The following is a 24,401-nucleotide window of genomic DNA, read 5'->3' on the forward strand; positions in this document are numbered from 1 at the left end:
GGGACCGCACGCGGCAGCGAGTCGTGCTCGGGAGCGCGGTGCTCGCGCTCGTCGTCTCGACGATCGGGTCCGGGGCCCTCGGCGGCACGCCGATCGACGAGGCCGCGGACGGGACGCTGTCGGCGACGGCCACCCTCGTCGCCCCGGCGGGCCCCGCCTTCTCGATCTGGGGCGTCATCTACGCGGGCCTGGTGGCCTACGGCGTCTGGCAGCTCGTCGCGGCGCGGCCCGCCGACCCGCGGCAGCGGGCCGTGGGGTGGCTGCTGGCGGCGTCGATGCTCCTCAACGCCGCGTGGATCGTCGTGGTGCAGGCGGGCTCGGTGACGTTCAGCGTGCTCGTCATCGTCGCGCTCGTCGCCGTGCTCGGCGTGGTCCTGGCGCGGCTGGCGCGCTCGGCGCCGTCGGGGTGGGCGGAGGCGCTGCTCGTCGACGGCGTCGCGGGCCTCTACCTCGGCTGGGTCCTCATCGCCACGGTGGCGAACGTGTCGGCCTGGCTGTCCGGCCTCGGCGTCGGCGGCCTCGGGCTGGGGGAGAGCGCCTGGGCCGTCGTCGTGCTCGTCGTCGCCGCGGCGGTCGGCGCGTGGCTGTCGCTGGCCTCCGGGCGGGTCGCGCCGGCCCTCTCCCTCGGCTGGGGCCTCGCCTGGGTCGCCGTCGGGCGATCGAGCGGCGAGGACACCTCCGGCGTCGTGGTCGTCGTCGCCGCGCTCGCGGCCGTGGTCGTGCTCGCGGCGGGCGTCACGGCTGGGGTCCGGGCCCGCCGGACGGCACCGGCGCGCCCCGCCCGGGTCGTCTGACCGGGTGGCCCGGCGCTCAGCCGATCAGCAGGGCGTCCACGAGCAGCCACACCCCGATGAGCACGAACAGGACGCCGGCCCCGACGGCGACGGCGCGCTCGGGGAGACGCTTGCCGAGGTGGTAGCCGAGGACGATCGCGAGGGCGTCGGCCGCGACCATGCCGACCGTCGACCCGAGCCACGTGCCGGCGATCTCGGCGAGGCCGTCGTCGCGCGCGGCGAGGGTGATGGTCGCGAGCATCGTCTTGTCGCCGAGCTCGGCGAGGAGGAAGGCGACGGCGACCGTGAGGAAGACCGACCGGCCGGCGCGCTCGGCCTTCTGCTCCTCGTCCTCGTCGAGGGAGTCGCCCCGGAAGGTCCAGACGCCGAAGCCGATGAAGGCGAGGCCCGCGACCACCGCGATGGCCGTCGTCGGCAGGGCCGCGCCGACGGCGGCGCCGAGCAGGACGGAGGCGAGGTGCACGAGGGCGGTCGCGGCGGTGATCGCGGCGATGATCGGCCACGGGCGGTAGCGCGTGGCGAAGGTCAGCGCCATGAGCTGGGACTTGTCGCCCAGCTCGGCGGCGAAGATGACGCCGAAGCCGACGGCGGTCGAGACGAAGAAGGGTTCCACGGGTCCTCGGGGGCTCGTGCGCGCCCGACCGGGAGCGGGGACGCCTCCGGCCGGGCGCACAGGTGTGCGCGGCCGAAGGTCTCGCCCACCGGGCGCGCGCCGGGCGCGACGTCCGGTCCGCGGCACCGGGTGCACCCGCGCGAGCGGGGCGGCCAGTGTGTCGACGCCGCGGTTGGGGGCTACTCCCCTTCGTGAACGCGGAGAAGGCTACCAGCGGAGCCCGGCGCTCCTCGGCCGCCTCCAGGGGCGGTCCAGGCGCGGCCCCTACCCTCGGGCCCGTGCCGGCCCTCCTCGCGCTCGTCCTCGCCGTCCTCGCGGGGCTCGCCGGCGCTCCGGCCGCCCGGGCGGCCGACGCCGCGGAGGAGCGGTCGGCCGGTGCGGGCGTGCCCGGGCCCGTGGTCCTCGTCGGCGTCCCCGGCCTGCGGTGGGGCGACGTCACGCCCGTCGACGGCGGCGGCACGCCCCTCGTCGAGGAGGCCGAGGAGGGCGACGGGCCGGGCGGCGAGCCGCAGGACGCCGCGCGGACGCCGGTGCTGGGCGCGCTCCTGCGCGACGCGGGCGTCGGCGACGTCGCCGTCCGGTCGGTGACGGCCAGCGCGTGCCCCGCCGACGGCTGGCTCGCCGTCAGCTCGGGCTCGCGCGTGCTCGACCCGCGGCCCGGCATGGAGGTCGCCGCCGCCGACGGCGAGGCCGCCGAGCCGGACCCGCAGGAGGTGCTCACCCGCTGCACGACGGTGCGCGAGCCGGTGGACGGCGCCCTGCCGCGCTGGCCCGTGTACGAGGCGGCGGCGGCCGGGCAGCCCTACGACGCCCGCCTCGGCCTGCTCGGCGACGCCCTCGCCGACGCGGGCACGGCGACGGCGTCGGTCGGCCCCGGCGCCGCCGTGGCCCTCGCCACGTCGGACGGCGCGCTCACCGGGCCCCACGTGCCACGGCCCCGCGAGCCGGAGGCGCTCGGCGAGGCCGTGGGCGGGCTCGTCGCGGACGGCGCGGAGCTCGTCGTCGTCGACGCCGGCAGCCTGCTCGCCGACGTCGACCCGGACGGCGAGGTGCCCGAGGAGGCCTCCGCCAGCACCGTCGAGCAGCTCGACGCCCGCGTCGGCGCCGTCCTCGCGGCGGTGGAGGACGAGGACGCCACCGTGCTCGTCGCCAGCCTGGCCGACGCCACGAGCACGGCCCACCTGGGCGCCTTCGCCGCCGTCGGCCCGGCCGCGGGCGGTGTCGCCGACGCCTACGGGGCCACCCTCGTCGGCTCCCTCAGCACCCGGCAGGACGGCCTCCTGCAGACCACGGACCTCGCGCCGACGCTGCTGGCGACCCTGGGCGTCGACGCCCCCGCCGGCCTCGTCGGTGCCCCGGTGCTGCCCGTCGACGACTCCCTCGACGCCGCCGAGCGGCGGGCCGTCGTCCTCGACCTGGCCCGCGCGGCCCTCGAGGTGCGGCCCGTCGTCGGTCCCTTCTTCTACGCGCTCTACGGCTCCCAGCTCCTCCTCTACGGGGCGGCGATCGTCGCGCTGCGCCGCCGCTCGGGCGGGCCCCGCGGGCGCCGCCGCGTCCTCGCCTGGCTGCGCCGCGTCTCGGTCGTCGGGGCGTCGGTGCCGGTGGCGACCTTCCTCGCCGGGCTCGTGCCGTGGTGGCGGGCGGAGCCCTCGGCGCTCGCGCTCGTGGCGGCCGTGGCCGGGTGGACGGCCGTCGTCGCCGCGGTGGCCCTGCTGGGCCCCTGGCGCCGCAGCGTGGTCGGCCCGCTCGGCGCCGTCGCCGCGACGACGGCGCTCGTGCTCGCCGTCGACGTCGTCGGGGGCTCGACGCTGCAGCTGTCCAGCCTCATGGGCCCCAACCCCATCGTCGCGGGGCGCTTCTACGGCCTCGGCAACCCGCCCTTCGCCCTCTTCTCGACGGGGTGCCTGCTGCTGGCGACGGCGCTCGCCGCCCACCTCGTCGGGCGGGGCCGGCGTGGCGCGGCCGTCGCCGCCGTCGCCGTCCTCGGCGTCGCCTGCGCCGTCCTCGACGGGACGCCGGGCCTGGGCAGCGACTTCGGCGGGCCGCCGGCGATCGTCCCGGCCTTCGCCGTCCTCGCGCTGCTCGTGGCCGGCGTGCGCATCACCTGGCGGCGCGTCCTGATCATCGGCGGCGGGACGGCCGTGGTCATGGCCCTGCTGGCGACGCTCGACTGGCTGCGCGCGCCCGCGGACCGCACGCACCTCGGGCGCTTCGTCGAGACGGTGCTCGACGGCGGCGCGCTCGACGTCGTGGGGCGCAAGATCAGCGCGAACCTCAGCGTGCTGACGGGCAACCCGCAGGGCCTGCTCGTGCCGATCGCCGCGCTCTTCGTCGCCTTCGTGCTCCTGCGCCCCGGTGCTTCCGGGCCGCCGGCCCTCACCCGTGCCTTCGACCGGGCGCCCGCCCTGCGCGCCGGCTTCGCCGCGTGGCTCGTGCTCGTGCTCATCGGGTTCGCCGTCAACGACTCCGGCACCTCGATCCCCGCCGTGGCGGCGACGCTCATGGTGCCGCTGCTCACGGCGGCGGGGGCCCGGGCGCTCGAGGACGACGCCGCGGCCGTGCCGGGCGAGCGCGAGCCCGCGACGGCGTCGTCCCGCTAGCCCCGACGGGGGCTCAGCCGCGCGGCGGCAGGACGGCGCCGAGCTGCCCGCGAGCGGCGAGGGCGCGGACGACGTCGCGGTACTGCGCCGCGCGGTGCGCCTGCGCCCGCCAGCCGCGGCCGGAGACGCGGTGCTGCAGGTCGCACGGGACCTCGACGACGCGCATCCCGGCGCGCAGCAGGTCGACGGTCATGGCCGTCTCCACGCCCCAGCCGGGCGCGAGGGGGCGGGCGCGCTCGAAGGCCTCGCGGGTCAGGCAGCGCATGCCCGAGAGCGGCTGCGTCGGCGTCCACCCCGTCGCGGCGAGGATGCCGCGGCGGGCGAGGCCGACGACGAGCCCGCGGCCGCCGCCGGGGGAGGACTGCGGCGGCAGGACGGCGATGCTCGCGTCGGCCTCGCCCGCGAGCACGGGGACGGCGAGGGCCGCCGTCGCCCGCGCCGTCGCCCCGAGGTCGGCGTCGACGAGCAGGAGCGCGCGGGGCTCGTCCGTCGCGAGGGCCCGCCCGGCCGCGTCGTGGACGACGCCGTCGGGCGGCTGCTCGAGGTCGCGCACGAGGGCGGCGCCGCTCTCCAGCGCCGCGGCCTTGCCGCGGTTGCGGTGGTGGCGCACGACGCGGGCCCCGGCGGCGCGGGCGGTGACGGCGGTGCGGTCCGAGCTCCCGTCGTCCACGACGACGACGACGTCGACGCCCTCGATCGCGAGGGCGGCGCGGACCGTGGCGTCGATCCGCTCCTCCTCGTCCTTGGCGGGGATGACGACGGCGAGGCGCACGGGGGGACGGTACCGAGCGGGCCGGGCGCGCCGGGCCCGGCCCGCGGCTCAGCGACCGGGCGCGCCCGCCCCGGCGAGCGCCTCGAGGACGGCGCGGGGCAGGAAGGCCAGGCGGGCGGTCTTTCCGGCCACGTCGACGACGGGCCCGATCTCGAAGCCGGTGCGGCGCAGGCGCTCGGCGGCCGCCTCGTTGCGGGCGTCGGGCTCGACGACGACGCGGCGGACGCCCGTGTTGCCCACCGCCAGCGGCGCGAGGGCCGCGGCGAGCAGGGCGGTGAAGCCGCGCTCCGGGTCCTCGGTCGGCGCGAGCAGCAGGTGGATGCCGAGGTCGCCGGGCTCGACGGCGTCCACCTCGCCCAGCGGGTCGGCCTGCGCGTCGTACGTCTGCAGCAGCGCGACCGGCCGGTCGTCGAGGCGCAGGAGGTAGGCGTGGTGGGTGCTGAGGGAGTCGACGTACGCGTAGACCTCGCGCACCTGCTCCACCGTGCGGTCGGCCATGCCCCAGTAGCGGGCCCGCGGCTCGACGACCCAGGCGTGGACGAGGGCGGCGTCCGCCTCCGGATCGAGCCGGCGGACGTCGAGGACGCGCCCGTCGGGCAGCGGGCGCGGGCCCTCGGGCAGGCGGGCGTCGAGCGCGGGGGCGGCGGGCGCCCCCTCGCTCGTGGTCGCGGCGTCGGTGGTCATGCGGTCTCCTCGGGGGTGCGGGCGGCGGGCGGGCCGTCGTCGACGGCGTCGTCCGGCCGGGTCGGGGGCACGGGTGCGAGTCGGCCCGCGAGCCACAGCGGCAGCTGGTCGGCGGCGTGGAGGGCGCCCTGGACGCCGTCGGCGCCGAGCGGCACGACCCAGCGGCTCGCGCCGCGGTCGGCGAGGTCCCACACGTAGCGGGCGACGGGGCCGCGCAGGCCCGTGTCGCCGAGCCCGTCCAGCGACAGGCCCGGGACGCTCGCCGTCGCGACGACGCAGTCGGTGTCGCCGGGCAGCGGCGAGCCCTCGCCGGGGCGAAGGGTGGCGTCGTGCCACGGCGTGCCGTCGAGGCCGTGGACCGTGCGCAGGCGGTGGAGGTCGCCCCACGTGGCGCCCGCGGCGCCGGCGGGGGCCGCGGCGGCGTCCTCGAGCGCGGCGAGGGCCAGCGCCCCGACGTCGACCCCGTGGGCCGGCAGCACGTCGAGGAGGCGGGGGAGCGCCGCGCCGACGCGCTCGACGGGGGAGAGCCACGGGAGCAGCGCCGCCGGCACGGCGGGCGGCCGGTGCAGGGGCGCCAGCAGCGGCAGGGCGACGACCCGTCGCGCCAGCGCGGCCCGCCACGCGGCGGCGGCCGCGGCGCCGGTGCTGCCGGGGTCCGCGCGCCCGTCCCAGGCGAGGGCGCGCTCGAGCAGGTCGTGCGCCGGGCCCGCCGTCGGCGCCGCCCGCGCCACGCGCCGCAGGAGCGCCAGCAGCGCCGGCGCCGACCCGTGCGCGGTGTCGACGAGCGTCGCGGCGAGGTCGTCGACGGCGAGGCCCGTGCGGTCGCCGACGAGCGCGCGCAGCCGCCGGGCGCGGTGCGGCGGCGCGAAGGCCGTGCCGAGGTGGGCGACGTCGGGCCGCTCGTCGTTCGCGGTGACGACGACGCCGGCGTCCGCCTCGGGCGAGCCGCCCGCGCCGTCGCCGGCCACGCGCAGCGCGGGGTGCTCCTCCCAGCCGGTCCACGCCCACGCCGGGTCGTCGGCCGGGACGGGCCGCCAGCGGGCCCGCTCCGCCCGTCGCGGCACGCGCCCGGCGACGAGGCGGCGGACGGCGCCGGAGGTGTCGGCGACGAGCACGCTGTTGACCGGCTCGACCCAGGCGCCCCAGGCGCGCTCGACGTCGTCGGCCGTCCGGGCCCGCAGCAGGGCGGGCAGGGCCGCGGCGCCGGCGTCGGCGAGCACCCGGCTCGGCGCGCGCAGGGCCAGGCCCTCGACCTCCTCGCCGTCGGCCATGGCCGGGGCGGGGGCGTCGGGGCGCCGCCGGTCGAGCACGAGGAGGGGCCCGCGGGCGGTCTCGACGACGTCGACGCGCACGGGCTCCGCCCCGGCGACCGCGACGACCTCGGTGCGTCGCTCCACCGGCTCCCACCCCTCGGGCCCGATCTCCTCCCGCCCTCCCGCCCCGTGGGCCACGAGCCGCGGCCCGCCGTCCTCGTCCCGGCCGTCGACGCGCAGCCGCTCCAGGAGGAGGTCCTGGTAGTCGGCCATCGCGTTCGTCACCGCCCACGCCACGGACCCGGCGTGCCCGAAGTGGGGGACGCCCGGCACGCCGGGGAAGGCGAGGCCGACGACGTCGACGCCCTCGGCGGCGCACACGAGGTGCACCTGCTGGTAGACGCCGGGCCGCTCGAGGAGGCGGTGCGGGTCGCCCGCGACGAGCGGCAGGCCGCTCGCCGTCCGGGAGCCCGCGACGGCGAGCGCGTTGCTGCCGTCGGGCGGCCCGACAGCGAAGGCGGCGGCGAGGTCGGGGCCCAGCTCCGGCCCCATGGCGGCCACCACGTGCTCGCGCCAGAGCTTCGTGCCGACCGACCCGAACAGGAGGTGGTGCGACAGCAGGACGGCGAGGGGCGTCCACGGCTGCCAGCCCCCGTCCTCGCCGGGCCCGCCGCCGTCGGCAGGTCCGCCGTCGTCGGTGCCCGCGAGCCCGAGGGCGCGCAGCTCCGGCGACCGCGCCGCGCCCTCGGGAAGCCCCGCGGCGACGCCCTCGGCGTACGCCGCGACGAAGCGGCGGACGGGCTCCTCCAGCGCGGCGTAGCAGCGGCGGGCGGTGTCCGGCAGGCGCACCCGGCGGGCGAGCACGTCCCACGCCAGCCCGCTCGGGCCGACGTGCGCGGCGAGCGCTCCCTCGGCGCGCCAGCGCTCGGACTCCAGCTGCCAGGCCCGGTCGTGCGCCGTCACCCGGCCCTGGGCGTGCGCCAGCTCCTCCAGCGAGCCGGCCTCGACCGTCGGCACGCCGTGGGCGTCGCGCCGCACGCTGGCGGTCACGAGGTCGTCCCGGGGTCCGCAGCGGTCCGGCGCGGGTCGTGCGGCGCCACCGGGTTGTCCAGCTCGCCCGCCATGAGCAGGGAGGAGACCTGGTCGGCGAGGTCGACCATCTGGAGGGTGTTGCGCAGCTGCAGCCGGTTGAGGCAGGAGTGCGCGAAGGTCGGGGTGAAGACGTCGAAGCGCTCGTGCGCGGCCGGGTGGTCGCGGCGGTGGGCGTCGAGGACCTCGGCGAGCACCCGCCAGGACTCCTCCGCGGGCAGCAGCCCGTCGCGGTCGAGGATCGCGACGAGGTGGCGCAGCACCCCGTCGACGACGTCGGTGAAGAGCGAGAGCAGCCGCACGCCCGGGTCGTCGGCCACGCGCACGCGCTCGACGCCGTCGGGCAGCGGCCGGTCGCCGAAGACGGCGACCTCCTCGCCGATGTCCTTGACGAGGACCCGCTCGACGACGTCGCCGCGCAGCACGACGAGGACGTTCTCCCCGTGGGGCATGAAGGCCAGGTCGTGCACGAGCAGGCAGTGCACGAGCGGGCGCACGTACGCGCGCAGGTAGCGCTCGAGCCACGCCCGCGCCCCGAGGCCGGACCCCTCGACGAGGGCCCCTGCGAGGGAGCGGCCCTCGTGGTCGCGGTGCAGGAGCGCCGCCATGGTCATGGCGCGCTCGCCGTCCGCCAGCCGCGGCACGGGGCTCTCGCGCCACAGCGCCGCGACCATCCGCTGGTGCGCCGAGCGGGGGCCCGGGCGCGCGGAGCGGTGGTAGGCGTCGCCGGTGTACCCCACCGCGGCGAGCTCGCGCAGGACGCCGAAGCCCGAGCCGCCGAGCTCGGGGTCGCCCGCGACGACGTCGGCCACCCAGTCGTTCACGGCCGGCGTCGCGGCCATGTAGGCGGGGGACAGGCCGCGGACGAAGCCCATGTTCTGCACCGCCAGCGCCGTCTTGACGTAGTGGCGCTCGGGGCGGTCGACGTCGAAGAAGGTGCGGATCGACTGCTGCGGCACGTACCGGTCGGGCCCGCGGCCGAGGAGGACGAGGTCCCGGCGGGCGAGGTCGGGCGCGAAGGTGACGGCGACCTTGGCGTCCCACTGCCACGGGTGGAGCGGCAGGAGGACGTAGGCCGCGGGGTCGCCGCCGAGGTCGCGCAGCCGCTGCGCGAAGGCTTCCCGGACCTCGGGCCCGAGCTGGCCGTCGAGCAGCCCCTCCTCGTCGACGCCCGCGCCGAGCGCGAGGACGGCGCGGTCGCGCCGGGCGGCCACCCACACGAGGCGGGACGGCTGCCCCGCCTCGGGGGCGTAGCGGGCGGCGTCGTCGAGGCCGAAGCCGATGCGGCCGTTGTTGGCGAGGAAGCCCGGGTGGCCCTCGGTCATCGACCGCTCGACGGTCTGCAGGTCGGCGCGCGCCAGGACCCGGGCGTCGGCGCGGCGGTGGTGGAGCTTCCACGCGGCGCCGGCGAGCGTCGCCGCCAGCTCCTCGAGGTAGGTGTGCAGCAGGGCGTCCGGCACGCCGAGCCACGGGGCGAGCTCGACGACGAGGTCCTGCACGTCGAGGTCGGCCGGCGCGCCGTCGACCGTGCGGGTGACCGACGCCGCGTCGACGTCCCAGTGCTCCAGGGGGAGCACCCGGGCGCGGTAGCGGTACTGCGCGGTGCCGGGCGTGCGCAGCGACCACGTGCGCCACGGGCTGCGTCCGTCCGCCGTCCCCGGACCGTCGGTCCCCGTGCCGTCGGTCGGGACCTCGTCCACCGGGGCGTCGTCGAGGGGCTCGGGGCGCAGGAGCCGCTCGTGCGCGAGCTCCGAGAGCGCCTTGGTGACGAGGTGGCGCTGCGCCGCCGCCATGGCCGCGGGCTCGAGGTGCTCGGCGCCCCGGACGGCGAGGTCGGCGGGGTCGGCCGGGTCGGCGAGGTCGGCGAGGTCGGCCGGGTCGAGCCCGGCGCTGGCCGTCACCACACGAGCCTCCCGAGCTCGCTGCGCGCGAAGGCCTCCCGCGTGCAGGTCGAGAGCACCGCCGTCTTGCCGGGCAGCGCGAGCAGGCCGTGCTCGACGAAGCCGGCGGCGCGGTTCTTGGCGCGCACCGCCGTGTTCTGCTCGTCGGGCTCGACGACGACGCGCCGCGCCCCCGGCTGCGCGAGCGCGAGGCGGACGACGGCGGCCACGGCCGTCGACGTCAGCCCGTGCACCGGGGGAGCGCCGGGCTCGGGCGGCGCGACGAGCACGTGCATGCCGACGTCGCCCGCCTCGGCGTCCCAGTGGCCGGCGAGCACGCGCTCGCGCGGGTCGTAGGTCTCCGCCAGCACGAGCGGGCGGCCGTCGAGGTGGCCCAGCCACGCGTGGTGGCAGGGGTCACCGGCGATGGTGGCGTGCTCGGCCCGGACGTCCTCCGGCGTGGCGCCCTGCATCTGCCAGAACACCGAGCGGGGCGCGGTGACCCACGCGTGCAGCCGCACCAGCGACGGGTCGTCCAGGGGCGTCGTGCCGTCGACGGGCAGCGGCGCGAACGTCCACGTGCCCAGCGCGGAGCGCGCCGTCACGGCGGTGACCGGTGCCGTCGTCGGGCCCGCGGCGCTCATCGCGCGGCCCCCGCGGGCGCCGGCTCGGACGCCGGGGCCCCACCGCGAGCACGGTCGCCGAGAGGGCCGGCCGCGGGGCCCCCCACGCCGAACTGCTGGTAGGCGATGTGCTCCTCGACGGGGTAGACCTCGCGCCCGCACATCGCGTTGATCACCACCGAGGCGCGGAAGGCGCCCATGCCGAGGTCGGGGGCCGCGATGCCGTGCGTATGTTCCTCGCCGTTGAGCACGAAGACCTCCAGGTCGTCGTGGTCGACGGTGTAGCCGAGGGCGACGTCGTAGCGGCCCTGCGCGTCCCACCGGACGCGGTGGCGCACGGGCTCGAGGAAGGCGGGCACCTCGGCGCGGTACCCGGTGGCGAGGACGAGGCCCTGCGTCTCCCGGGTCGTGCGGCCGCCCGTCTCGGCGTGGTGCAGGTCGAGGGCGTACGTGCGCCGCTCGGCGTCCCAGCGCGCGCCCGTGAGCTCGACGCCGGTGAGCAGCTCGGTGGGCACCTCGCCACGGGCGCCGAGCCGGTAGAGCGTGTCGTAGATCGCGTCGACGAGGTCGGCGCTGATGCCCTTGTGCAGCTGGCGCTGCTCGCGGGCCAGCTCGTCGCGGCGGCGCGGCGGGAGCGCGTGGTGGTAGCGCACGTACTCCGGCGACGTCATCTCGAGCGTGAGCTTCGTGTACTCCATGGGGAAGAAGCGGGGCGAGCGCGTCACCCAGTCCACCCGGTAGCCGTACCGGCGGGCGTCGGTGAGCAGGTCGAGGTAGACCTCCGCGGCGCTCTGGCCGCTGCCGACGACGGTGACCGAGCCCAGGCGCTGCAGCTCGTCCCTGCGGTCGAGGTAGGAGGCGCTGTGCAGCGCGGGCCCGGGCAGGTCGCGGGCGACCTCGGGGACCGTCGGCCGCGTGCCGACGCCGAGGACGAGCCGGCGCCCGCGGTGGGTCTCGGTGGCGCCCGTGCGGGTGCAGCGGGCGGTGACGACGTAGCGGCCGCCGGCCCCGTCGTCCTCGTGGTCGACCCGGACGACCTCGCGGCCGAAGCGCAGGCCCGGCACGCGGCCCGCGACCCAGCGGCAGTAGGCGTCGACGTCCGAGCGCAGCGGGTAGAAGGACTCGCGGATGTAGAAGGGGTACAGGCGCCCCGTCGCCTTGAGCCAGGCGAGGAACGAGAACTCCGACGTCGGGTCGGCCATCGTCACGAGGTCGGCCAGGAAGGGCACCTGCGTCGTCGCGCCCTCGAGCATCATCCCGGGGTGCCAGGAGAACTCCTCCTTGGCGTCGAGGAAGACGCCGGAGAGGTCGGGCACCGGGGCGACGAGCGCCGCCAGCCCGAGGCCGAAGGGGCCGATCCCGACGGCGACGAAGTCGTGGACGGGGCCCTCGGGCGCGCCCGCGCCGGCCGGGGCGCTCACGCCGCGCTCCCCGCGGCCTCCGTCACCGGGGCGGGCAGCGGCGCGAGCAGGTCCTCGCCGGCCTCGCGGACGAGCCGCAGGACGTCGGCGACGTCGGCGCGCGTCGTCGCGGGGTCGAGGAAGGTCATCTTCAGCCAGGGCCGCCCGTCGAGGACCGTGCGGGCCACGGCGGCCGCGCCGTCGGCGGCCAGCCGGTCGCGCACCCCGCCGACGAGCGCGTCGGCGGTGCCGTCGTCGACCGGCGCCGGGACGCCGTCCGGCCCGGCCACCAGCGGGCGCAGCCGGAAGAGCACGGTGCTCAGCTCCGGCGCGCTGTGGAGCTCGACGTCGGGCTCGCGGGCGAGGTCCTCGGCGACGTCGGCCGCGAGGTCGACGCAGGCGTCGACGGCGTCGCCGACCGCGTCGGCGCCCATCACCCGCAGCGTCAGCCAGAGCTTCACGGCGTCGAAGCGCCGCGTCGTCTGCAGGCTCGTGTCGACGTGGTTGGGCACGCCCTCCTCGCGCGGGTTGAGGTAGGCGGCGTGGTGGGCCACGAGGTCCATCGCGGCGCCGTCGCGCACGAGCACCGCCGAGGAGGCGACCGGCTGGAAGAAGGTCTTGTGGAAGTCGACGGTCACCGACGACGCCCGCTCGACGCCGTCGAGCAGGTGCCGCCGACGGCGGGAGACGAGGAGGCCCCCGCCGTACGCGGCGTCGACGTGCAGCCACAGGCCGCGCTCGTCGCAGACGTCGGCGACGGCGGCGAGGGGGTCGACGCGGCCGAGGTCCGTCGTCCCGGCGGTGGCGACGACCGCGGCGACGACGTCGCCGGCCGCCCGCACCTCGTCGGCGGTGCGGGCCAGCGCGGCGGGGTCGAGGCGGTGGCGGGCGTCGGTGGGCACGCGCACGACCGCGTCGGCGCCCAGGCCGAGGAGCCGCGCGGCGCGCGTGACGCTGAAGTGGGCCTGGTCGCTCGCCAGCACGCGCAGGCGGCCGGGCAGGAGCTCGTCGGGCCGGGCGAGGCCGCGCGCCGCCAGCGCGGCCTCCCGGGCGAGCAGCAGCGCGTGGGTGTTGGACTGCGTGCCGCCGCTCGTGAAGACGCCGCGCGCGCCCGGCCCCAGGCCGGCCCGCCCGGCGGCCCAGTCGAGCAGGCGCCGCTCGAGGAGGGTGGCCACCCGGGACTGGTCGTAGGTGTCCATCGAGGTGTTCACCGCGGAGGCCAGCAGGTCCGCCGCGAGCGCCGGCAGCGCCACGGGGCAGTTGAGGTGCGCGACGTAGCCGGGCGCGTGGAACCACACGGCGTGGTCGAGCCACACCCGCGAGAGCTCCTCGAGGGCCGCGGGGGTGTCGCCGAGCGCGGCGTCCAGGTCGACGGCGTCGACGAGCGCCTGCAGCTCCTGCTGCGGCGCTCCGGTGTGCGGGCGCCGTGCCCCGCGGACCGAGCGGCTGAGCACGTCGACCGCTGCGGACATCGCCGTCACGTAGGCGTCGGCGGTGGTCTCGCGCAGGAACGGGTCCGCGGCGGGGGCGGTGGGCGGCACGGGATCTCCCACGGGGAGGAGGCGTCGGCGGACGCGGCGGTCGGACGGGGGGCGGGTACCACGCGGGCAGGGCTGAGGTGATGTGTAGGTAAGGCTGCCCTCAGCGCGAGTACGGTACACATCTCCCGGGCCCGCGCGGCAGGTGCGGGCCCGCGCCGGGTGGGACCGCCACCGGGCCGACGTCCCGAGGAGGAGCACGTGCAGCACGGCTGGCAGGGCGCGGTGATCAAGGCGCTGCGCGGACGGGACTTCACCCTCGAGGTGGTCTCGGCGCAGGACGTGGGCGGCCGCTACCGGCGGGTGCGGGTGCGCGACGGCGGCCTGCTGGCGGCCTGCCCGCCGCACCCGACGATGTGGGTGCGGCTGTGGTTCACGGGTGGCGGGCGCCCCCACCAGCGCGCCTTCACCGTCGTCGACCCCGATCCGGTCGCCGGCTCCTTCGACCTCGAGTTCGCCCTCCACGACGGCGTCGCCGCGGCCTGGTCGCTTTCGGCGCAGCCGGGCGACCGCCTCGACGCCACGGTCTACGGGACGCGCTTCGACCCGCTGCCGGACCCGGTCCGCCGCCTGCACCTCGTCGGCGACCCGGCGTCGTTGCCCGCGGTGAACTCCGTGCTCGACGCCCACCCCGGGACGCCGGCGACCGTCGTCCTCGAGCAGGGGCACCCTGACGACCGCGCCCTGCCCGTGCGCGCGCGGGCCGGCCACGACGTCACGTGGGTGCCGCGCGGCGAGGGTCCTGCGGCCGGGACGGCGCTGGTCGAGCACGTGCGCTCCGGGTGGGCCGCCGGGGCGGACGCCCGCGCCGACTGGTTCTGGCTGGGCTGCGAGGCCGCGAGCACCCGCGCGCTCTCGCGCCACCTGCGCCGCGACCTGGGCGTCCCGAAGGAGCGCGTCTCCGCGCTCGGGTACTGGCGGGACGAGGCGTGAGCCGCGCCCCGGCGTCCGGGTCCACGACCGCGGCGACCACCGGGCACGCCGTCGTCGCCGCGACGCCGGCCGACCCCGTCGTCGCGCCCCCCGGCGCCGCGGGTGCGCCGTCGCGCCCGCCGTGGCTGCTGCTCGGCTCGCTGTGGGTCACCCAGTACATCGGCATCGGGTTCCTCACCGTCGGGCTCGTCGCCGTCCTGCGCGACGCCGGCACCTCGCTCGACACCCTCGCGCTGCTCTCGCTGCTCGGGCTCGTGTGGCCCCTCAAGGTGCTGTGGGCGCCGCTGCTCGACCGCTTCGGCTCCCGCCGGCTGGGCCACTACCGCTCGTGGCTGCTCGTGCTGCAGACCGGCATGGTCCTGGCCCTGCTGGCGATGCTGCCGCTCGACGACCCGGCCGCCCGGCTCGGCCCGCTGGCGGCCCTCGCCGCCGTCTTCGTCCTGCTCTCGGCGACGCAGGACGTCGCGGCCGACGCGCTCTCGGTGCGGCTGCTGCGCCCGGCCGACCGCGGGGTCGCCGGCGGCGTGCAGGTGGCCGCCAGCTACCTCGGCACGGTGCTCGGCGGCGGCGTCTGCGTCCTCGTCTACGACCGGTGGGGCTGGCACGCCGCCGTCCTGCTGCTCGCGGCGCTCACGCTCGTCGCGCTCGGCGTCGTCGCCGCCTTCCGCGAGCCCTCGCGGGACGACGGCGGTGCGGCCGGGTCGGGGGGAGGCGTGCCCTGGGGCGCGGTCGTGTCGGTGTTCCGGCGCCCGGGCGTGCCGGCGTGGGCGCTCGTCGTCGTCCCGCTGCTCTACGGCGGCGTCGCGGGCGTCTGGTCGCTGACGAGCCCCGCGCTCGTCGACGCCGGGTGGTCGCTGGCCCGCATCGGCGTCGTCACCGGCGTGGTCGTCAGCGTCCCGGCGCTCGTCGCCGGGCTCGTCTCCGGGTGGCTCGTGCGGCGCCTCGGCCGGTCCGCCGTGCTCGTGGCCGGAGGAGCGGTGCTCGTCGTCTCGACCGCCGGGGTGGTCCCGCTGCTGCGCGGCGCGGCGCCGCTGGCCTGGACGGTGACGGCGCTGTCGGGGTTCCTCGTCGCCTACACGGCCCTCAACGTCGTGATCTACACGGTGAGCATGGACCTCTCGCGCCCGGCCACCGGCGGCAGCGACTTCACGGCCCTCACGACCGTCGCGCTGCTCGTCTCCTTCGCGGCGGGCTCGCTCGCGCTGCTCGTCGCGGGGCTCGGGGGCTACGTGCTGTCGGCGGTCGTCTTCGCGGCCGTCGGCCTCACCGGCGTCGCGCTGGGGGTCCGGTGGCTGCGCTCGCCCGCCGGCCGCGCCGCGGCGTCCGGCGTCCCGGCCGCCTGAGCGCCGCGAGGGAGGACCCCGCGGCTAGCCTCCGCCCATGCCGAGCCAGCCCCCCGCGCCCCACGGCGTCACGAGCGAGGTCGGGCCGCTGCGCTCGGTCGTCCTGCACCGCCCCGGCGCCGAGCTCGCGCGGCTCACCCCGCGCAACAACGACCGCCTGCTCTTCGACGCGATCCCGTGGGTGGCGCGCGCGCAGGACGAGCACGACGCCTTCGCCGAGCTGCTGCGCGGCCGGGGGGTGGAGGTGCTCGAGCTCGCCGAGCTCATCGCCGAGGCCCTCGAGGCGCCCGCCGCCCGCGAGGAGTCCGTCGCCGCCGTCCTCGCCGACCCCTCCCTCGGGCAGGTGCTCGGGGCGCGCGTCGCGGAGCACCTCCACGGGCTCGCGCCGAAGGACCTCGCCGACGTGCTCGTGGCCGGCCTGCGGCTCGACGAGCTCGACCTGGCGCGCCCGGCGCGCGAGCCGGGCCTCGTGGCCGCGCTGCGGGAGGCCGGCGACTTCGTCGTCGAGCCGCTGCCCAACCTCCTCTTCACGCGCGACTCGTCGGCCTGGGTGGGGAGCGCCGTCGTCGTGTCGTCGCTGGCGATGCCCGCGCGGCACCGGGAGACGTCGCTGACGCGGGTCGTCTACGCCCACCACCCCCGCTTCGCCGGCACCGAGCTGCTCTACGAGCCCGGCCTCGAGCACGTCGAGGGCGGCGACGTCCTCGTGCTCTCCGACGGCGTCCTCGCCGTCGGCACGGGGGAGCGGACCACGCCCGCCGGCGTGGAGCGCCTGGCCGAGAGGGCCTTCCGCAGCGGCCGCGCGCACACCGTCCTGGCGGTGCCCGTGGCGCAGGAGCGGGCGACGATGCACCTCGACACGGTCTGCACGATGGTCGACGTCGACCAGGTCGTCATGTACCCCTCGATCGCCCACTCGCTGACGGCGTACGCGCTCACGCCCGTCGACGCGGCCGACCCGGACGCCGGCGTGCACGTCGGCGGGGCGCGGCCCTTCCTCGCCGCGGCCGCCGAGGCCATGGGCATCGACGAGCTCCGCGTCGTCGACACCGGCCTCGACGAGGTCACGGCCGAGCGCGAGCAGTGGGACGACGGCAACAACACCCTCGCCCTCGCGCCCGGCGTCGTCGTCGCCTACGAGCGCAACACCCGGACCAACGCCCGCCTCGAGGCCCACGGCGTCGAGGTGCTGCCCATCAGCGGCTCCGAGCTGGGGTCGGGCCGCGGCGGCCCGCGGTGCATGAGCTGCCCCGTCTCCCGGGACCCGCTCCCCGCACGCTGACGCACCCCTCGTCCGCACGTCGTCGACAGGACGTCGCACGACGGCGCCCTCTCCCGCACGTCGTCGTCAGAGTGACGAGGTGGGGACGTCCTCCAGCGCACTTCGTCGTCAGAGTGCCGTGGAGGGCCGGCCTCGGACGGCGATCTGACGACGAAGTGCGGGGTGAGGGCGGGCCGGGTCAGCGCAGGGTCACCTGGCGGGACACGACGCCGGCGCGGGCTCGCCGCTCGTCGGCCGTCAGCGGGTCCGTCGTCGCGAGCGCCTCGTCGAGCGCGGCGCGGAAGGCGGCCGCGGGCTCCTCGACGTCGTCGGCGACGGCGTCCTCCGCGAGGTCCCAGACGGGGACGACGAGGCCCTGGGCGCGGAAGGCGCCGACGTACTTGGTGCCCTCGCCCAGGCCCGCCCGGCCGGCCGCGTGGAGGCGCGCGAGGGCGTCGAGCAGGGGCTCCTCGTCCTCGACCATCGCCCACCGCAGGTGCGTGCGCTCCCCGATGCGGCACCAGTAGGCGCCGTCCACGGTGCGCAGGCGCTCGGTGGGCACGACGGCCTCGTCGGCGCGCTCGAGGGAGGCGGCCACCTCGGCGTCGGCCTCGGCGCCCTCGGGCAGCCAGAAGTCGAAGCCCTCGTGCACGCGCACCTCGAAGGGCCGCTCGACGTCGAGGACGTCCTGCAGCCGCGGGGTGGCGGGGGTGACCGCGGGGCGCTGCTCGAGCGGCTGCCCGGGCTCGCTGGCGACGACGGCGAGGAGCGCCGCGGCCAGGTCCCGGCTCGGGTCGCCGCTGGAGCCGGGCGCCTGCAGGCCGACGAGGCGCTCGCCGTCCGCGCGGTGCAGCCCCGGCCACGCCAGGGGGAGGACGGTGGCGACGGTGACGTCGACGCCCCCGTGCTCGGGCGTCGTCCGCACGGAGGCGGTGGCCGCCGGTACGACCTCGCGCAGGCAGACCCAGTCGGCCTCGCCGGGCAGCCCGGCGAAGGGGCGGCGCACGATCTCGGTGGCCGCCGCGCGGGCGGCGCGCCCGTGGCACACCTTGTAGCGCTTGCCGGAGCCGCAGGGGCAGGGCTCGCGCGGGCCGACGACGGGCACGTCCTGCCCGGCGGTGGCGGCGGGACGACGTGCGGGGGACCTCTTCGCCATGGCGCGACCCTACGCAGCCGCCGCGGCCCGCCGCGTCCGACCGCCGCGCCCACGAGCCCCGTCGGGGCGACGGGCGACCGGCGGAGGCGTCAGGCGACCGGTCGGCGGCGGCGCGTCGGCCCGCCGAGCGCGGCCCACACGGTGCGCCGGCCGTCGTCCTCCTCGACGACGCCCCACTCGTGCGCCAGCGCGCGCACGATGCGCAGCCCGCGCCCGGAGGTCGCCATCGGCGCCGGCCGCTGGGGCCGGACCTCGCCGGGGGACCCGCCGTCGGTCACCTCGACGTCGACGACGTCGCCGCGGACCTGCCAGCGCAGCAGCACGCGCCCGGAGTCGTCGGGGCGCGCGTGGCGCAGGGCGTTGCCGAGCAGCTCGCTGACGACCACGCTGACCTCGTGGACCAGCTCGTCGTCGACCCGCTCGGCGACGTCGGCGGTGATCGTCCGCCGCGCCACGGGCACGGCCCCGGGCCGGTGCGCCACCGCCACCGCCCGGGCGTCCCCGCGCTGGCGGGAGTCGACCACCTCGGGTGCCGTCGCGGTCGTGGCCACCTGCATCGCTCCTCCAGACGTCCTGCACGCACGGGGCAGCGCCCCGCCGGGGACCTCGGTGCTCCGGCGCACGCCCCGTCCCCCGGGGCACAGCCTGGACCCCCGTGCCCGCGCGGGTCCAGCCCCCGGGCGCCGCAGCCCCGCGCCCGGCGCCCGGCGCACCCCTCGGCGCCCCCCTCTGCCGGCCCCTCCGCGGGTCCTCCCGGCCGTCCCCGGACGGGCCGCCCTCACACGCGGGCGACCCCGCGCGTCCTCCTCCCGTGAGCGCACCCCCCTTCGCCCTCCTCGTCGAGGAGCACTGGCGCGACGTCGCCCGGCTGGCGCGCGCCCTCGCCGGCCCGGTGGACGGCGACGACGTCGCCCAGCAGGCGTGGGCGCAGGCGCTGGCCGCCTACCCGCCGCCCGGCGGGCTGCGCGACCCGCGCGCCTGGCTGCTCGTCGTCACGAGCCGGTGCGCCGCCGACGTGCACCGGGCGCGGGCGCGGCGGCCCGTGCCGGTCGAGGAGGTGCCGGAGGCCCCGGCGGGCGGAGACCCGGCCGACGGCGAGCTGCCCGGCGCGGACCCGGCCCTGTGGGCGGCCGTGCGGGCGCTGCCCGAGCGGCAGCGGACGGCGCTGGCCCTGCGGTACGTCGTCGACGCCGACCACGCGACGGTGGCGCGCGCCCTGGGCACGACGCCCGGCGCCACGCGGCGGCTCGTCAGCGACGCCCTCGCGGCGCTGCGCCGCGAGCTCGCGGCGGGCGAGGACGGCGACGAGGGAGACGGGCGATGACGAGGAGGCGGGTCGTGGACGACCAGGTGGTCGCGGACGAGCGGAGCGGGGACGAGGGCGCGGCGCTGGGTCGCCTGCGGGCCGCGACGACGGAGGGGCTGCGCCGCCCCGTCGTGCCGACGACCGCGGAGGCCGGGGCCGACGTCGCCTTCTCCGTGCGGGAGACCACGATCGGCCGCGTGCTGCTCGCGGACGGGCCGGGCGGCGCGCTCGTCGCGTCGACCTTCGTGCCGGACGACGCCGCCCTCGAGCAGGTCCTGCGGCGCCTGGCCGCGGGGGTGTCGCCGCGCGTCGTCGAGGCCCCGGGGCGCACGGCGCGCGCGGCCGACGAGCTGGAGGAGTACCTCGCCGGGCAGCGGCGCGCCTTCGACGTCCCGGTCGACCTGGCGCTCGCGACGCCCTTCCAGCGGGAGGTGCTCCGGCGGCTCGCCGCCGTCGGGTACGGCCGGCGGACGACCTACGGCGCGCTCGCCCGCGAGCTCGGGCGCGCCAGCGCGTCACGGGCCGTCGGGGCGGCGCTGGGCGCGAACCCGGTGTGCGTCGTCCTGCCGTGCCACCGCGTCGTCGCGGGCAGCGGTGCCCTCACCGGCTACGCGGGCGGCCTCGAGGCCAAGCGGCGCCTGCTCGACCTGGAGAGCGCCGCCGACGAGGCCGGGTGAGCGGCGGACGGGGAGGACGAGCTCGTCCCGCGGTCGCGTCGTCGCAGGTCAGCGGCGCGACGGACGGCGAGACCGGACCTTCGTCCTCCCCGGCGGCAGCCCGTCCGCGAGCCGGCACCCGGGCGCCGGCGCCCCGAGCCACGGTCGTCCGCGCCAGGAGGCGTCCACCCGATGTTCACCCGGCCCGAGCGGCGGGACGGGGGCGGCCTGCCTAGCGTGCGGGAGCACCCGCCGGCGACGAGGAGACGAGCGTGAGCCACCAGCCCCAGGACGAGCAGCCCGACGACCAGCCCGACGTGCGGCCCGACCCGGACGCGGAGCCGTCGGCCGCCCGCACCCCCGGCGCGAGCGCCGACCCGCCGCCCGAGGCGTCGGACCCGGGCGAGCGCCCCGTCGACGAGGACGCCCCCGGCATCACCCAGCACGTCGGGCAGGACGAGTCGACGCAGCGGGCGGACGACGGCGTGGACGCCTACGAGGAGGCGCGCAGCCGCGCCGAGGCGAGCGGCGCGACGAGCTTCTCGGTGACGACCCGCCGCGGGGGCGACGACGGGGGCGTGCCGGGGGCCCGCTGACGCCCCCGGCAGCGCCGGCCGGCCACGACCGGGGACGCGCGGCCGTGCGCGGGACGGCCCCTCGCACGGCCCCGCGTCCCCCGTCGGTCAGGGCAGGCGCTCGGCCACCGGCGGGATGCCGAAGGGCGCGTGCGGCAGCTCCTGGTACCAGTACGCCACGGACGACAGGTCGTCGCTGCGGCGGTTGGCGTGGCCGTGCTCGATGCTCACCCGGATCGAGCGGGTGAAGGGCACCGGGTCCTCGACGTGGAACCGGTAGACCGAGACCTGCCCCGCCCAGTTGGGCCCGCCGGGCAGCGTGATGCCGTGGTACGGCGCGCTGTAGGGCTCCGAGGGGCACCAGGCCGTGTTCACGTAGTCCTCGGTGCCCGTGCCGTGCAGGGACGGCGGGAAGGGCTCGTCGTCGACGAAGATCATGTCGTCGCCCTCGCCGTACCAGTTGCCCTCGTCGGTCTCGCGCAGGTTCGTGATGCTGAGCACGCATCCCACGTAGTGGCCGCGCCCGGACGCCTCGAGGACCGTGTAGTTCTCCGCGCCGGTGAGGTTGGTCCCGCCGAACTGGAACTCGTCGTTGCTCAGCCCGTCCTCGGAGATCCCGGGGGTGGGGTTGACCCGCCGGAACTGCGCGTGGAAGCGGCCCAGCCCCTCCTCGAGGTGGTCCAGCTCGTCGTAGTCGACGTAGTAGTAGACCCACATGTCCCGTTGCTCGCACTCGCTGAGGAGCTCGACGCGGGCGCCGTCGGAGAAGGGCATGTGGAACCAGGAGTTGAAGCCCTTGCCGTCCTGCGGGCTCATCTGCAACGGCGCCGAGACGAAGTTCGTCGTCCGGGCGTGCCCGACGCCGAAGAAGTCGCCGAGCGGCACCAGCACGCTGGGGTGCTCCGCGCCGTCCCACGTGATGCGCAGCACGAGACGGCGCAGGTGGTCGGCGTCCGTGCCGGCGTCGAACCCGGCGGGGGCGACGGTCATCCAGATGTGGTGGATCGATCCGGCGCCGGCGATGTCGGCGAGCGTGACGGTCTCGCCGGGGCGCACGGTCACGCGGTCGTCGTTGCCGCCGGTGCGGTCCCAGCTCGACGCGCGGCGACGGCGCGAGGTCCGCAGCCGCGGCAGGTCGCGCAGGCTGCTCCCGAAGTCCCCGTAGCCTCCGTGTGCGGTCGTCATGTCAGCTGCTCCTCTCGTCGGTGCGCCCGTCGGCGATCCCGGCGGGGGCGGGCTGGCTGGGGTGGGGGACGTCGCCCAGCTCGTGCTGGCGCCGCCACATGCGGACCTCGAGGTCGCGGCGGACCTCGGCGTAGGCCGGGTCGTCGGCCACGTTGCGCACCTCGTCGGGGTCCTCGGCGAGGTCGTAGAGCTCCCACTCGGGCGGGAAGGTCCCCGGGCCGCTGCCGGGCAGGCCCATGCCGTCGTTGTAGAAGTAGATGAGCTTGTAGCGCTCGGTGCGGAACCCGTAGTGCGCCAGCGCGTGGTGGATCGGGTCGTCGTTCTCGTAGTAGCGGTAGTACATGCCGTCGACCTCGGGCTCGGGGGTGCCGCCGGTGAGGTCGGGCCAGAAGCTGCGCCCGTGCATCCGGGGGTGGGCGTCCACGCCCGCCGCCGCGAGGATCGTCTGCGCGAGGTCGACGTTCGTGACCGTGCCCGGGTGCACCGTCCCCGCCGGGACCGCGCGCGGGTAGCTCAGCACGAACGGCATCCGCAGGGACTCCTCGTACATGAAGCGCTTGTCGTACCAGCCGTGGTCGCCGAGGAAGAAGCCCTGGTCGGAGGTGTACACCAGCAGCGTGTCGTCGAAGAGGTCGCGCTCGCGCAGCCAGTCCGTGACGCGCCCGACGTTGTCGTCGACGGACGCGACGCACGCCAGGTAGTCCTCCATGTAGCGCTGGTACTTCCAGAGGGCGAGCTCCTCGCCCTCCAGGCCCTCCGGCGGGTCCTGCTTGAGGTCCACGGGGTGCAGGTGGTCGGCGATCGTCATGGCCTGGTGGCGCGCCGCGAGGGACCTCGTCGCCCAGCCCGTGTCGCCGTCGTGGAACGTCGAGGGCACCGGGATCGGGTCGGCGTACATGCCGGCGTGCCCCTCGTCCGGGAACCACGAGCGGTGCGGGGCCTTGTGGTGCACCAGCACGCACCAGGGCGCGTCGCCCTCGAGACCCTCCAGCCACTCGAGCGCGAGGTCCGTGATGACGTCGGTGGCGTACCCGGGTCGGGTGACCAGGCCCTCGGGCGTGAGGAAGCGGGGGTCGAAGTACTCGCCCTGGTCGACGAGCACCTCCCAGCGGTCGAAGCCCTGGGGGTCGTGGCCCTCGCCGTGGCCGAGGTGCCACTTGCCGAACACCGCGGTGCGGTACCCGGCGGCGCGCAGCCGGGAGACGAAGGTGGGCTGGCTCGCGTCGATCGGCGTCGACAGCGTCGTGACGCCGTTCACGTGGCTGTAGGTGCCGGTGAGGATCGAGGCTCGGCTCGGCGTGCAGATCGAGTTCGTGCAGAAGCAGTTCTCGAGCAGCGCTCCGGCGCGGGCGATCTCGTCGATCCGGGGGGTCGTGTTCACCACGGAGCCGTACGCGCCGACGGCGTGCGAGGCGTGGTCGTCGGTGAGGACCAGGACGACGTTCGGGCGGTGCGGCGGAGCGCCGCGGGTGGGACGGTCGGGCTCGGTCATGGCATCTCCTCGTCGAGACGGGTGGGGCGGGGACGGGCGGCCCGGTGGCGCGCGCGCCGGGGCGGCGCGGCACACTCCCTGGCGGACGGACGCCGAGAGCGGGAGGAGGCCGACGTGGTGGTGGTCTCCCCGACCGGCGTCCCGGAGCGCTCCCGGGCGACGGTCTACGACGTGGCCGAGCGCGCCGGCGTCTCCATCGCGACCGTCTCGCGCGTGCTGCGCCGCCCCGAGGCCGTGTCGCGGGCGACGACCCAGCGCGTCCTCGACGCCGTCCGGGAGCTGGGGTACGTCCCGAGCGGTAGCGCGCGCGGCCTCGCCGCTCGTCGCTCGGGGGCCGTGGGGCTCGTCTTCCCCGACTTCGACGACGTCGAGGAGATCGACCCCGTCTGCCTGTCGGACGAGCCCGTCACCGTGCGCCCGGACCCACCGGGCGGCGCCGAGCCCGTCACCAACCTCTACATGGGCGAGGTGATGCGCGGCGTCGAGATCGAGGCGTGGCGCCACAGCCTCTCCGTGACGGTGGCCGTCGCCCGCGGCGCCCGCAAGGAGGCCGTCCTCGACGACCTCGCCGGTCGGGTCGACGGCCTCGTCGTCCTCGGCGGCACCGTCCCGGCGGACGTGCTGGCCCGCATCGGCCGGAGCACGCCCGTGGTGGTCGTCGCGGGGCACCGCGACGGCGACGACCACGACCACGTGGGCACGGCGAACGGCCCGGGCATGCGGGTGCTCACCGAGCACCTGCTGCACGTCCACGGCCTGCGCGACCTGGCCTTCGCGGGCGGCGCCGCCGACGTCTCGGACGACCGCGACCGCTTCGACGGCTTCCGCGCGGCGCTGCGCGCGGCCGGGCTGCCGGCGCCCGAGGCCCCCTTGCTGCGCGGCGACTTCACCCAGGCCCGGGGCCGGGACCTGGCGCGCCGTCTGGTCGACGCCGGAGACCTGCCCGGGGCGCTCGTCTGCGCCAACGACCAGACCGCGCTCGGCGTCCTCGACGTGCTCCTCGGAGCCGGCGTCCGGGTGCCGGAGGACCTCGTGCTCACCGGCTTCGACGGCATCGACGCCGCCGGCCGCTCCCGGCCCCGCCTCACGACGGTGCACCAGCCGATGGTCGAGCTCGGGCGCGTCTCCGTCGACGTGCTGCTGCAGCGGCTGGCGGAGCCCGGCGCGCCGCCGACCACGCGCGTCCTGCCCGTCCAGGTGCTCCTGAGGGAGAGCTGCGGCTGCGGCCGCGCCTGAGACGCCCGATCC

21 protein-coding genes are annotated in these 24,401 nt (G+C 77.7%); 9 read left to right on the forward strand and 12 right to left on the reverse strand.

What is annotated here, in order from left to right:
- The first annotated feature begins 23 nt into the window (after positions 1–23).
- Positions 24–794, forward strand: a complete 771-nt coding sequence (locus WDV85_RS05800; RefSeq protein WP_339569740.1) for a tryptophan-rich sensory protein — start codon at positions 24–26, stop codon at positions 792–794.
- Positions 795–810: 16 nt separating this feature from the next.
- On the opposite strand, the gene WDV85_RS05805 is transcribed toward WDV85_RS05800, so the two are convergent.
- Positions 811–1,407, reverse strand: coding sequence for a TMEM165/GDT1 family protein (locus tag WDV85_RS05805; RefSeq protein ID WP_339569741.1), 597 nt, complete (start codon positions 1,405–1,407; stop codon positions 811–813).
- Between the two features lie 278 nt (positions 1,408–1,685).
- Here WDV85_RS05805 and WDV85_RS05810 point away from each other — a divergent pair, with 278 nt between their 5' ends.
- Positions 1,686–4,007, forward strand: coding sequence for a hypothetical protein (locus tag WDV85_RS05810; protein WP_339569742.1), 2,322 nt, complete (start codon positions 1,686–1,688; stop codon positions 4,005–4,007).
- 13 nt (positions 4,008–4,020) lie between these two features.
- On the opposite strand, the gene WDV85_RS05815 is transcribed toward WDV85_RS05810, so the two are convergent.
- Genes WDV85_RS05815 through WDV85_RS05845 form a run of 7 tightly spaced genes read right to left on the reverse strand, consistent with a single transcriptional unit; the run spans position 4,021 to position 13,180 of the window.
- Positions 4,021–4,779, reverse strand: a complete 759-nt coding sequence (locus WDV85_RS05815) for a glycosyltransferase (RefSeq protein ID WP_339569743.1) — start codon at positions 4,777–4,779, stop codon at positions 4,021–4,023.
- A gap of 48 nt (positions 4,780–4,827) precedes the next feature.
- Positions 4,828–5,463 carry a GNAT family N-acetyltransferase gene (locus tag WDV85_RS05820; protein WP_339569744.1) on the reverse strand — a complete coding sequence of 212 codons (636 nt, stop codon included), beginning with the start codon at positions 5,461–5,463 and terminating at the stop codon, positions 4,828–4,830.
- The gene (locus tag WDV85_RS05825) at positions 5,460–7,766 is read right to left on the reverse strand and encodes a penicillin acylase family protein (RefSeq protein ID WP_339569745.1); all 2,307 of its coding nucleotides are present in this window, start codon (positions 7,764–7,766) and stop codon (positions 5,460–5,462) included. The genes WDV85_RS05820 and WDV85_RS05825 overlap by 4 nt, the downstream gene beginning before the upstream one ends.
- Positions 7,763–9,706 carry an IucA/IucC family protein gene (locus WDV85_RS05830; protein WP_339569746.1) on the reverse strand — a complete coding sequence of 648 codons (1,944 nt, stop codon included), beginning with the start codon at positions 9,704–9,706 and terminating at the stop codon, positions 7,763–7,765. Before WDV85_RS05830 ends, WDV85_RS05825 begins: the two co-directional genes overlap by 4 nt.
- Positions 9,703–10,329: a GNAT family N-acetyltransferase gene (locus WDV85_RS05835; protein ID WP_339569747.1), complete on the reverse strand. Its 627-nt coding sequence runs from the start codon at positions 10,327–10,329 to the stop codon at positions 9,703–9,705. The genes WDV85_RS05830 and WDV85_RS05835 overlap by 4 nt, the downstream gene beginning before the upstream one ends.
- Positions 10,326–11,729, reverse strand: a complete 1,404-nt coding sequence (locus WDV85_RS05840) for a lysine N(6)-hydroxylase/L-ornithine N(5)-oxygenase family protein (protein WP_339569748.1) — start codon at positions 11,727–11,729, stop codon at positions 10,326–10,328. Before WDV85_RS05840 ends, WDV85_RS05835 begins: the two co-directional genes overlap by 4 nt.
- Positions 11,726–13,180 carry a pyridoxal phosphate-dependent decarboxylase family protein gene (locus tag WDV85_RS05845; protein WP_445263238.1) on the reverse strand — a complete coding sequence of 485 codons (1,455 nt, stop codon included), beginning with the start codon at positions 13,178–13,180 and terminating at the stop codon, positions 11,726–11,728. The genes WDV85_RS05840 and WDV85_RS05845 overlap by 4 nt, the downstream gene beginning before the upstream one ends.
- Before the next feature lie 267 nt (positions 13,181–13,447).
- On the opposite strand from WDV85_RS05845, the gene WDV85_RS05850 reads away from it, so the two are divergent.
- The 3 genes from WDV85_RS05850 to WDV85_RS05860 are packed head-to-tail and all read left to right on the forward strand — an operon-like array spanning position 13,448 to position 16,804.
- Positions 13,448–14,179: a siderophore-interacting protein gene (locus WDV85_RS05850; protein WP_339569750.1), complete on the forward strand. Its 732-nt coding sequence runs from the start codon at positions 13,448–13,450 to the stop codon at positions 14,177–14,179.
- Complete coding sequence (locus WDV85_RS05855; protein ID WP_339569751.1) at positions 14,176–15,522, forward strand: MFS transporter; 1,347 nt, start codon at positions 14,176–14,178, stop codon at positions 15,520–15,522. Before WDV85_RS05850 ends, WDV85_RS05855 begins: the two co-directional genes overlap by 4 nt.
- A 37-nt stretch (positions 15,523–15,559) precedes the next feature.
- Positions 15,560–16,804 carry an arginine deiminase gene (locus WDV85_RS05860; protein ID WP_339569752.1) on the forward strand — a complete coding sequence of 415 codons (1,245 nt, stop codon included), beginning with the start codon at positions 15,560–15,562 and terminating at the stop codon, positions 16,802–16,804.
- A 178-nt stretch (positions 16,805–16,982) separates the two neighbouring features.
- Here the strand turns inward: WDV85_RS05860 and WDV85_RS05865 are convergent, their stop codons facing one another.
- Together WDV85_RS05865 and WDV85_RS05870 are read right to left on the reverse strand one after the other, a co-directional pair.
- The gene (locus tag WDV85_RS05865) at positions 16,983–17,939 is read right to left on the reverse strand and encodes a DUF5926 family protein (RefSeq protein ID WP_339569753.1); all 957 of its coding nucleotides are present in this window, start codon (positions 17,937–17,939) and stop codon (positions 16,983–16,985) included.
- Positions 17,940–18,028: 89 nt separating this feature from the next.
- The gene (locus WDV85_RS05870) at positions 18,029–18,496 is read right to left on the reverse strand and encodes an ATP-binding protein (protein WP_445263206.1); all 468 of its coding nucleotides are present in this window, start codon (positions 18,494–18,496) and stop codon (positions 18,029–18,031) included.
- A 254-nt stretch (positions 18,497–18,750) separates the two neighbouring features.
- Here WDV85_RS05870 and WDV85_RS05875 point away from each other — a divergent pair, with 254 nt between their 5' ends.
- The 3 genes from WDV85_RS05875 to WDV85_RS05885 all read left to right on the forward strand — a co-directional run bounded on the left by WDV85_RS05875 (position 18,751) and on the right by WDV85_RS05885 (position 20,497).
- On the forward strand, positions 18,751–19,263 hold the full coding sequence (locus WDV85_RS05875; protein ID WP_339569755.1) for an RNA polymerase sigma factor: 513 nt from the start codon (positions 18,751–18,753) through the stop codon (positions 19,261–19,263).
- A gap of 14 nt (positions 19,264–19,277) precedes the next feature.
- Positions 19,278–19,922 carry a methylated-DNA--[protein]-cysteine S-methyltransferase gene (locus tag WDV85_RS05880; protein ID WP_339569756.1) on the forward strand — a complete coding sequence of 215 codons (645 nt, stop codon included), beginning with the start codon at positions 19,278–19,280 and terminating at the stop codon, positions 19,920–19,922.
- Between the two features lie 251 nt (positions 19,923–20,173).
- On the forward strand, positions 20,174–20,497 hold the full coding sequence (locus WDV85_RS05885) for a hypothetical protein (protein WP_339569757.1): 324 nt from the start codon (positions 20,174–20,176) through the stop codon (positions 20,495–20,497).
- Positions 20,498–20,584: 87 nt separating this feature from the next.
- Here WDV85_RS05885 and WDV85_RS05890 read toward each other — a convergent pair whose 3' ends face one another.
- Both WDV85_RS05890 and WDV85_RS05895 read right to left on the reverse strand, forming a co-directional pair.
- The gene (locus tag WDV85_RS05890; RefSeq protein ID WP_339569758.1) at positions 20,585–21,661 is read right to left on the reverse strand and encodes a glycoside hydrolase family 172 protein; all 1,077 of its coding nucleotides are present in this window, start codon (positions 21,659–21,661) and stop codon (positions 20,585–20,587) included.
- A gap of 1 nt (position 21,662) precedes the next feature.
- Complete coding sequence (locus WDV85_RS05895) at positions 21,663–23,153, reverse strand: sulfatase family protein (protein WP_339569759.1); 1,491 nt, start codon at positions 23,151–23,153, stop codon at positions 21,663–21,665.
- Positions 23,154–23,267: 114 nt separating this feature from the next.
- Between WDV85_RS05895 and WDV85_RS05900 the strand changes: the two genes are divergently transcribed.
- Positions 23,268–24,389 carry a LacI family DNA-binding transcriptional regulator gene (locus WDV85_RS05900; RefSeq protein ID WP_339569760.1) on the forward strand — a complete coding sequence of 374 codons (1,122 nt, stop codon included), beginning with the start codon at positions 23,268–23,270 and terminating at the stop codon, positions 24,387–24,389.
- Positions 24,390–24,401 lie beyond the last annotated feature (12 nt).

Origin of the sequence: Pseudokineococcus sp. 5B2Z-1 (genome assembly GCF_037482305.1) — a bacterium.
Classification (GTDB): Bacteria; Actinomycetota; Actinomycetes; order Actinomycetales; family Quadrisphaeraceae; genus Pseudokineococcus.

What these genes read in the sequence shown, in the direction of transcription:
- WDV85_RS05820 (WP_339569744.1), bottom strand. Translation starts at nt 5,463, where the DNA reads ATGACCACCGACGCCGCGACCACGAGCGAGGGGGCGCCCGCCGCCCCC.
- WDV85_RS05835 (WP_339569747.1), bottom strand. Translation starts at nt 10,329, where the DNA reads ATGAGCGCCGCGGGCCCGACGACGGCACCGGTCACCGCCGTGACGGCG.
- WDV85_RS05845 (WP_445263238.1), bottom strand. Translation starts at nt 13,180, where the DNA reads ATGTCCGCAGCGGTCGACGTGCTCAGCCGCTCGGTCCGCGGGGCACGG.
- WDV85_RS05860 (WP_339569752.1), top strand. Translation starts at nt 15,560, where the DNA reads ATGCCGAGCCAGCCCCCCGCGCCCCACGGCGTCACGAGCGAGGTCGGG.
- WDV85_RS05865 (WP_339569753.1), bottom strand. Translation starts at nt 17,939, where the DNA reads ATGGCGAAGAGGTCCCCCGCACGTCGTCCCGCCGCCACCGCCGGGCAG.
- WDV85_RS05870 (WP_445263206.1), bottom strand. Translation starts at nt 18,496, where the DNA reads ATGCAGGTGGCCACGACCGCGACGGCACCCGAGGTGGTCGACTCCCGC.
- WDV85_RS05890 (WP_339569758.1), bottom strand. Translation starts at nt 21,661, where the DNA reads ATGACGACCGCACACGGAGGCTACGGGGACTTCGGGAGCAGCCTGCGC.
- WDV85_RS05895 (WP_339569759.1), bottom strand. Translation starts at nt 23,153, where the DNA reads ATGACCGAGCCCGACCGTCCCACCCGCGGCGCTCCGCCGCACCGCCCG.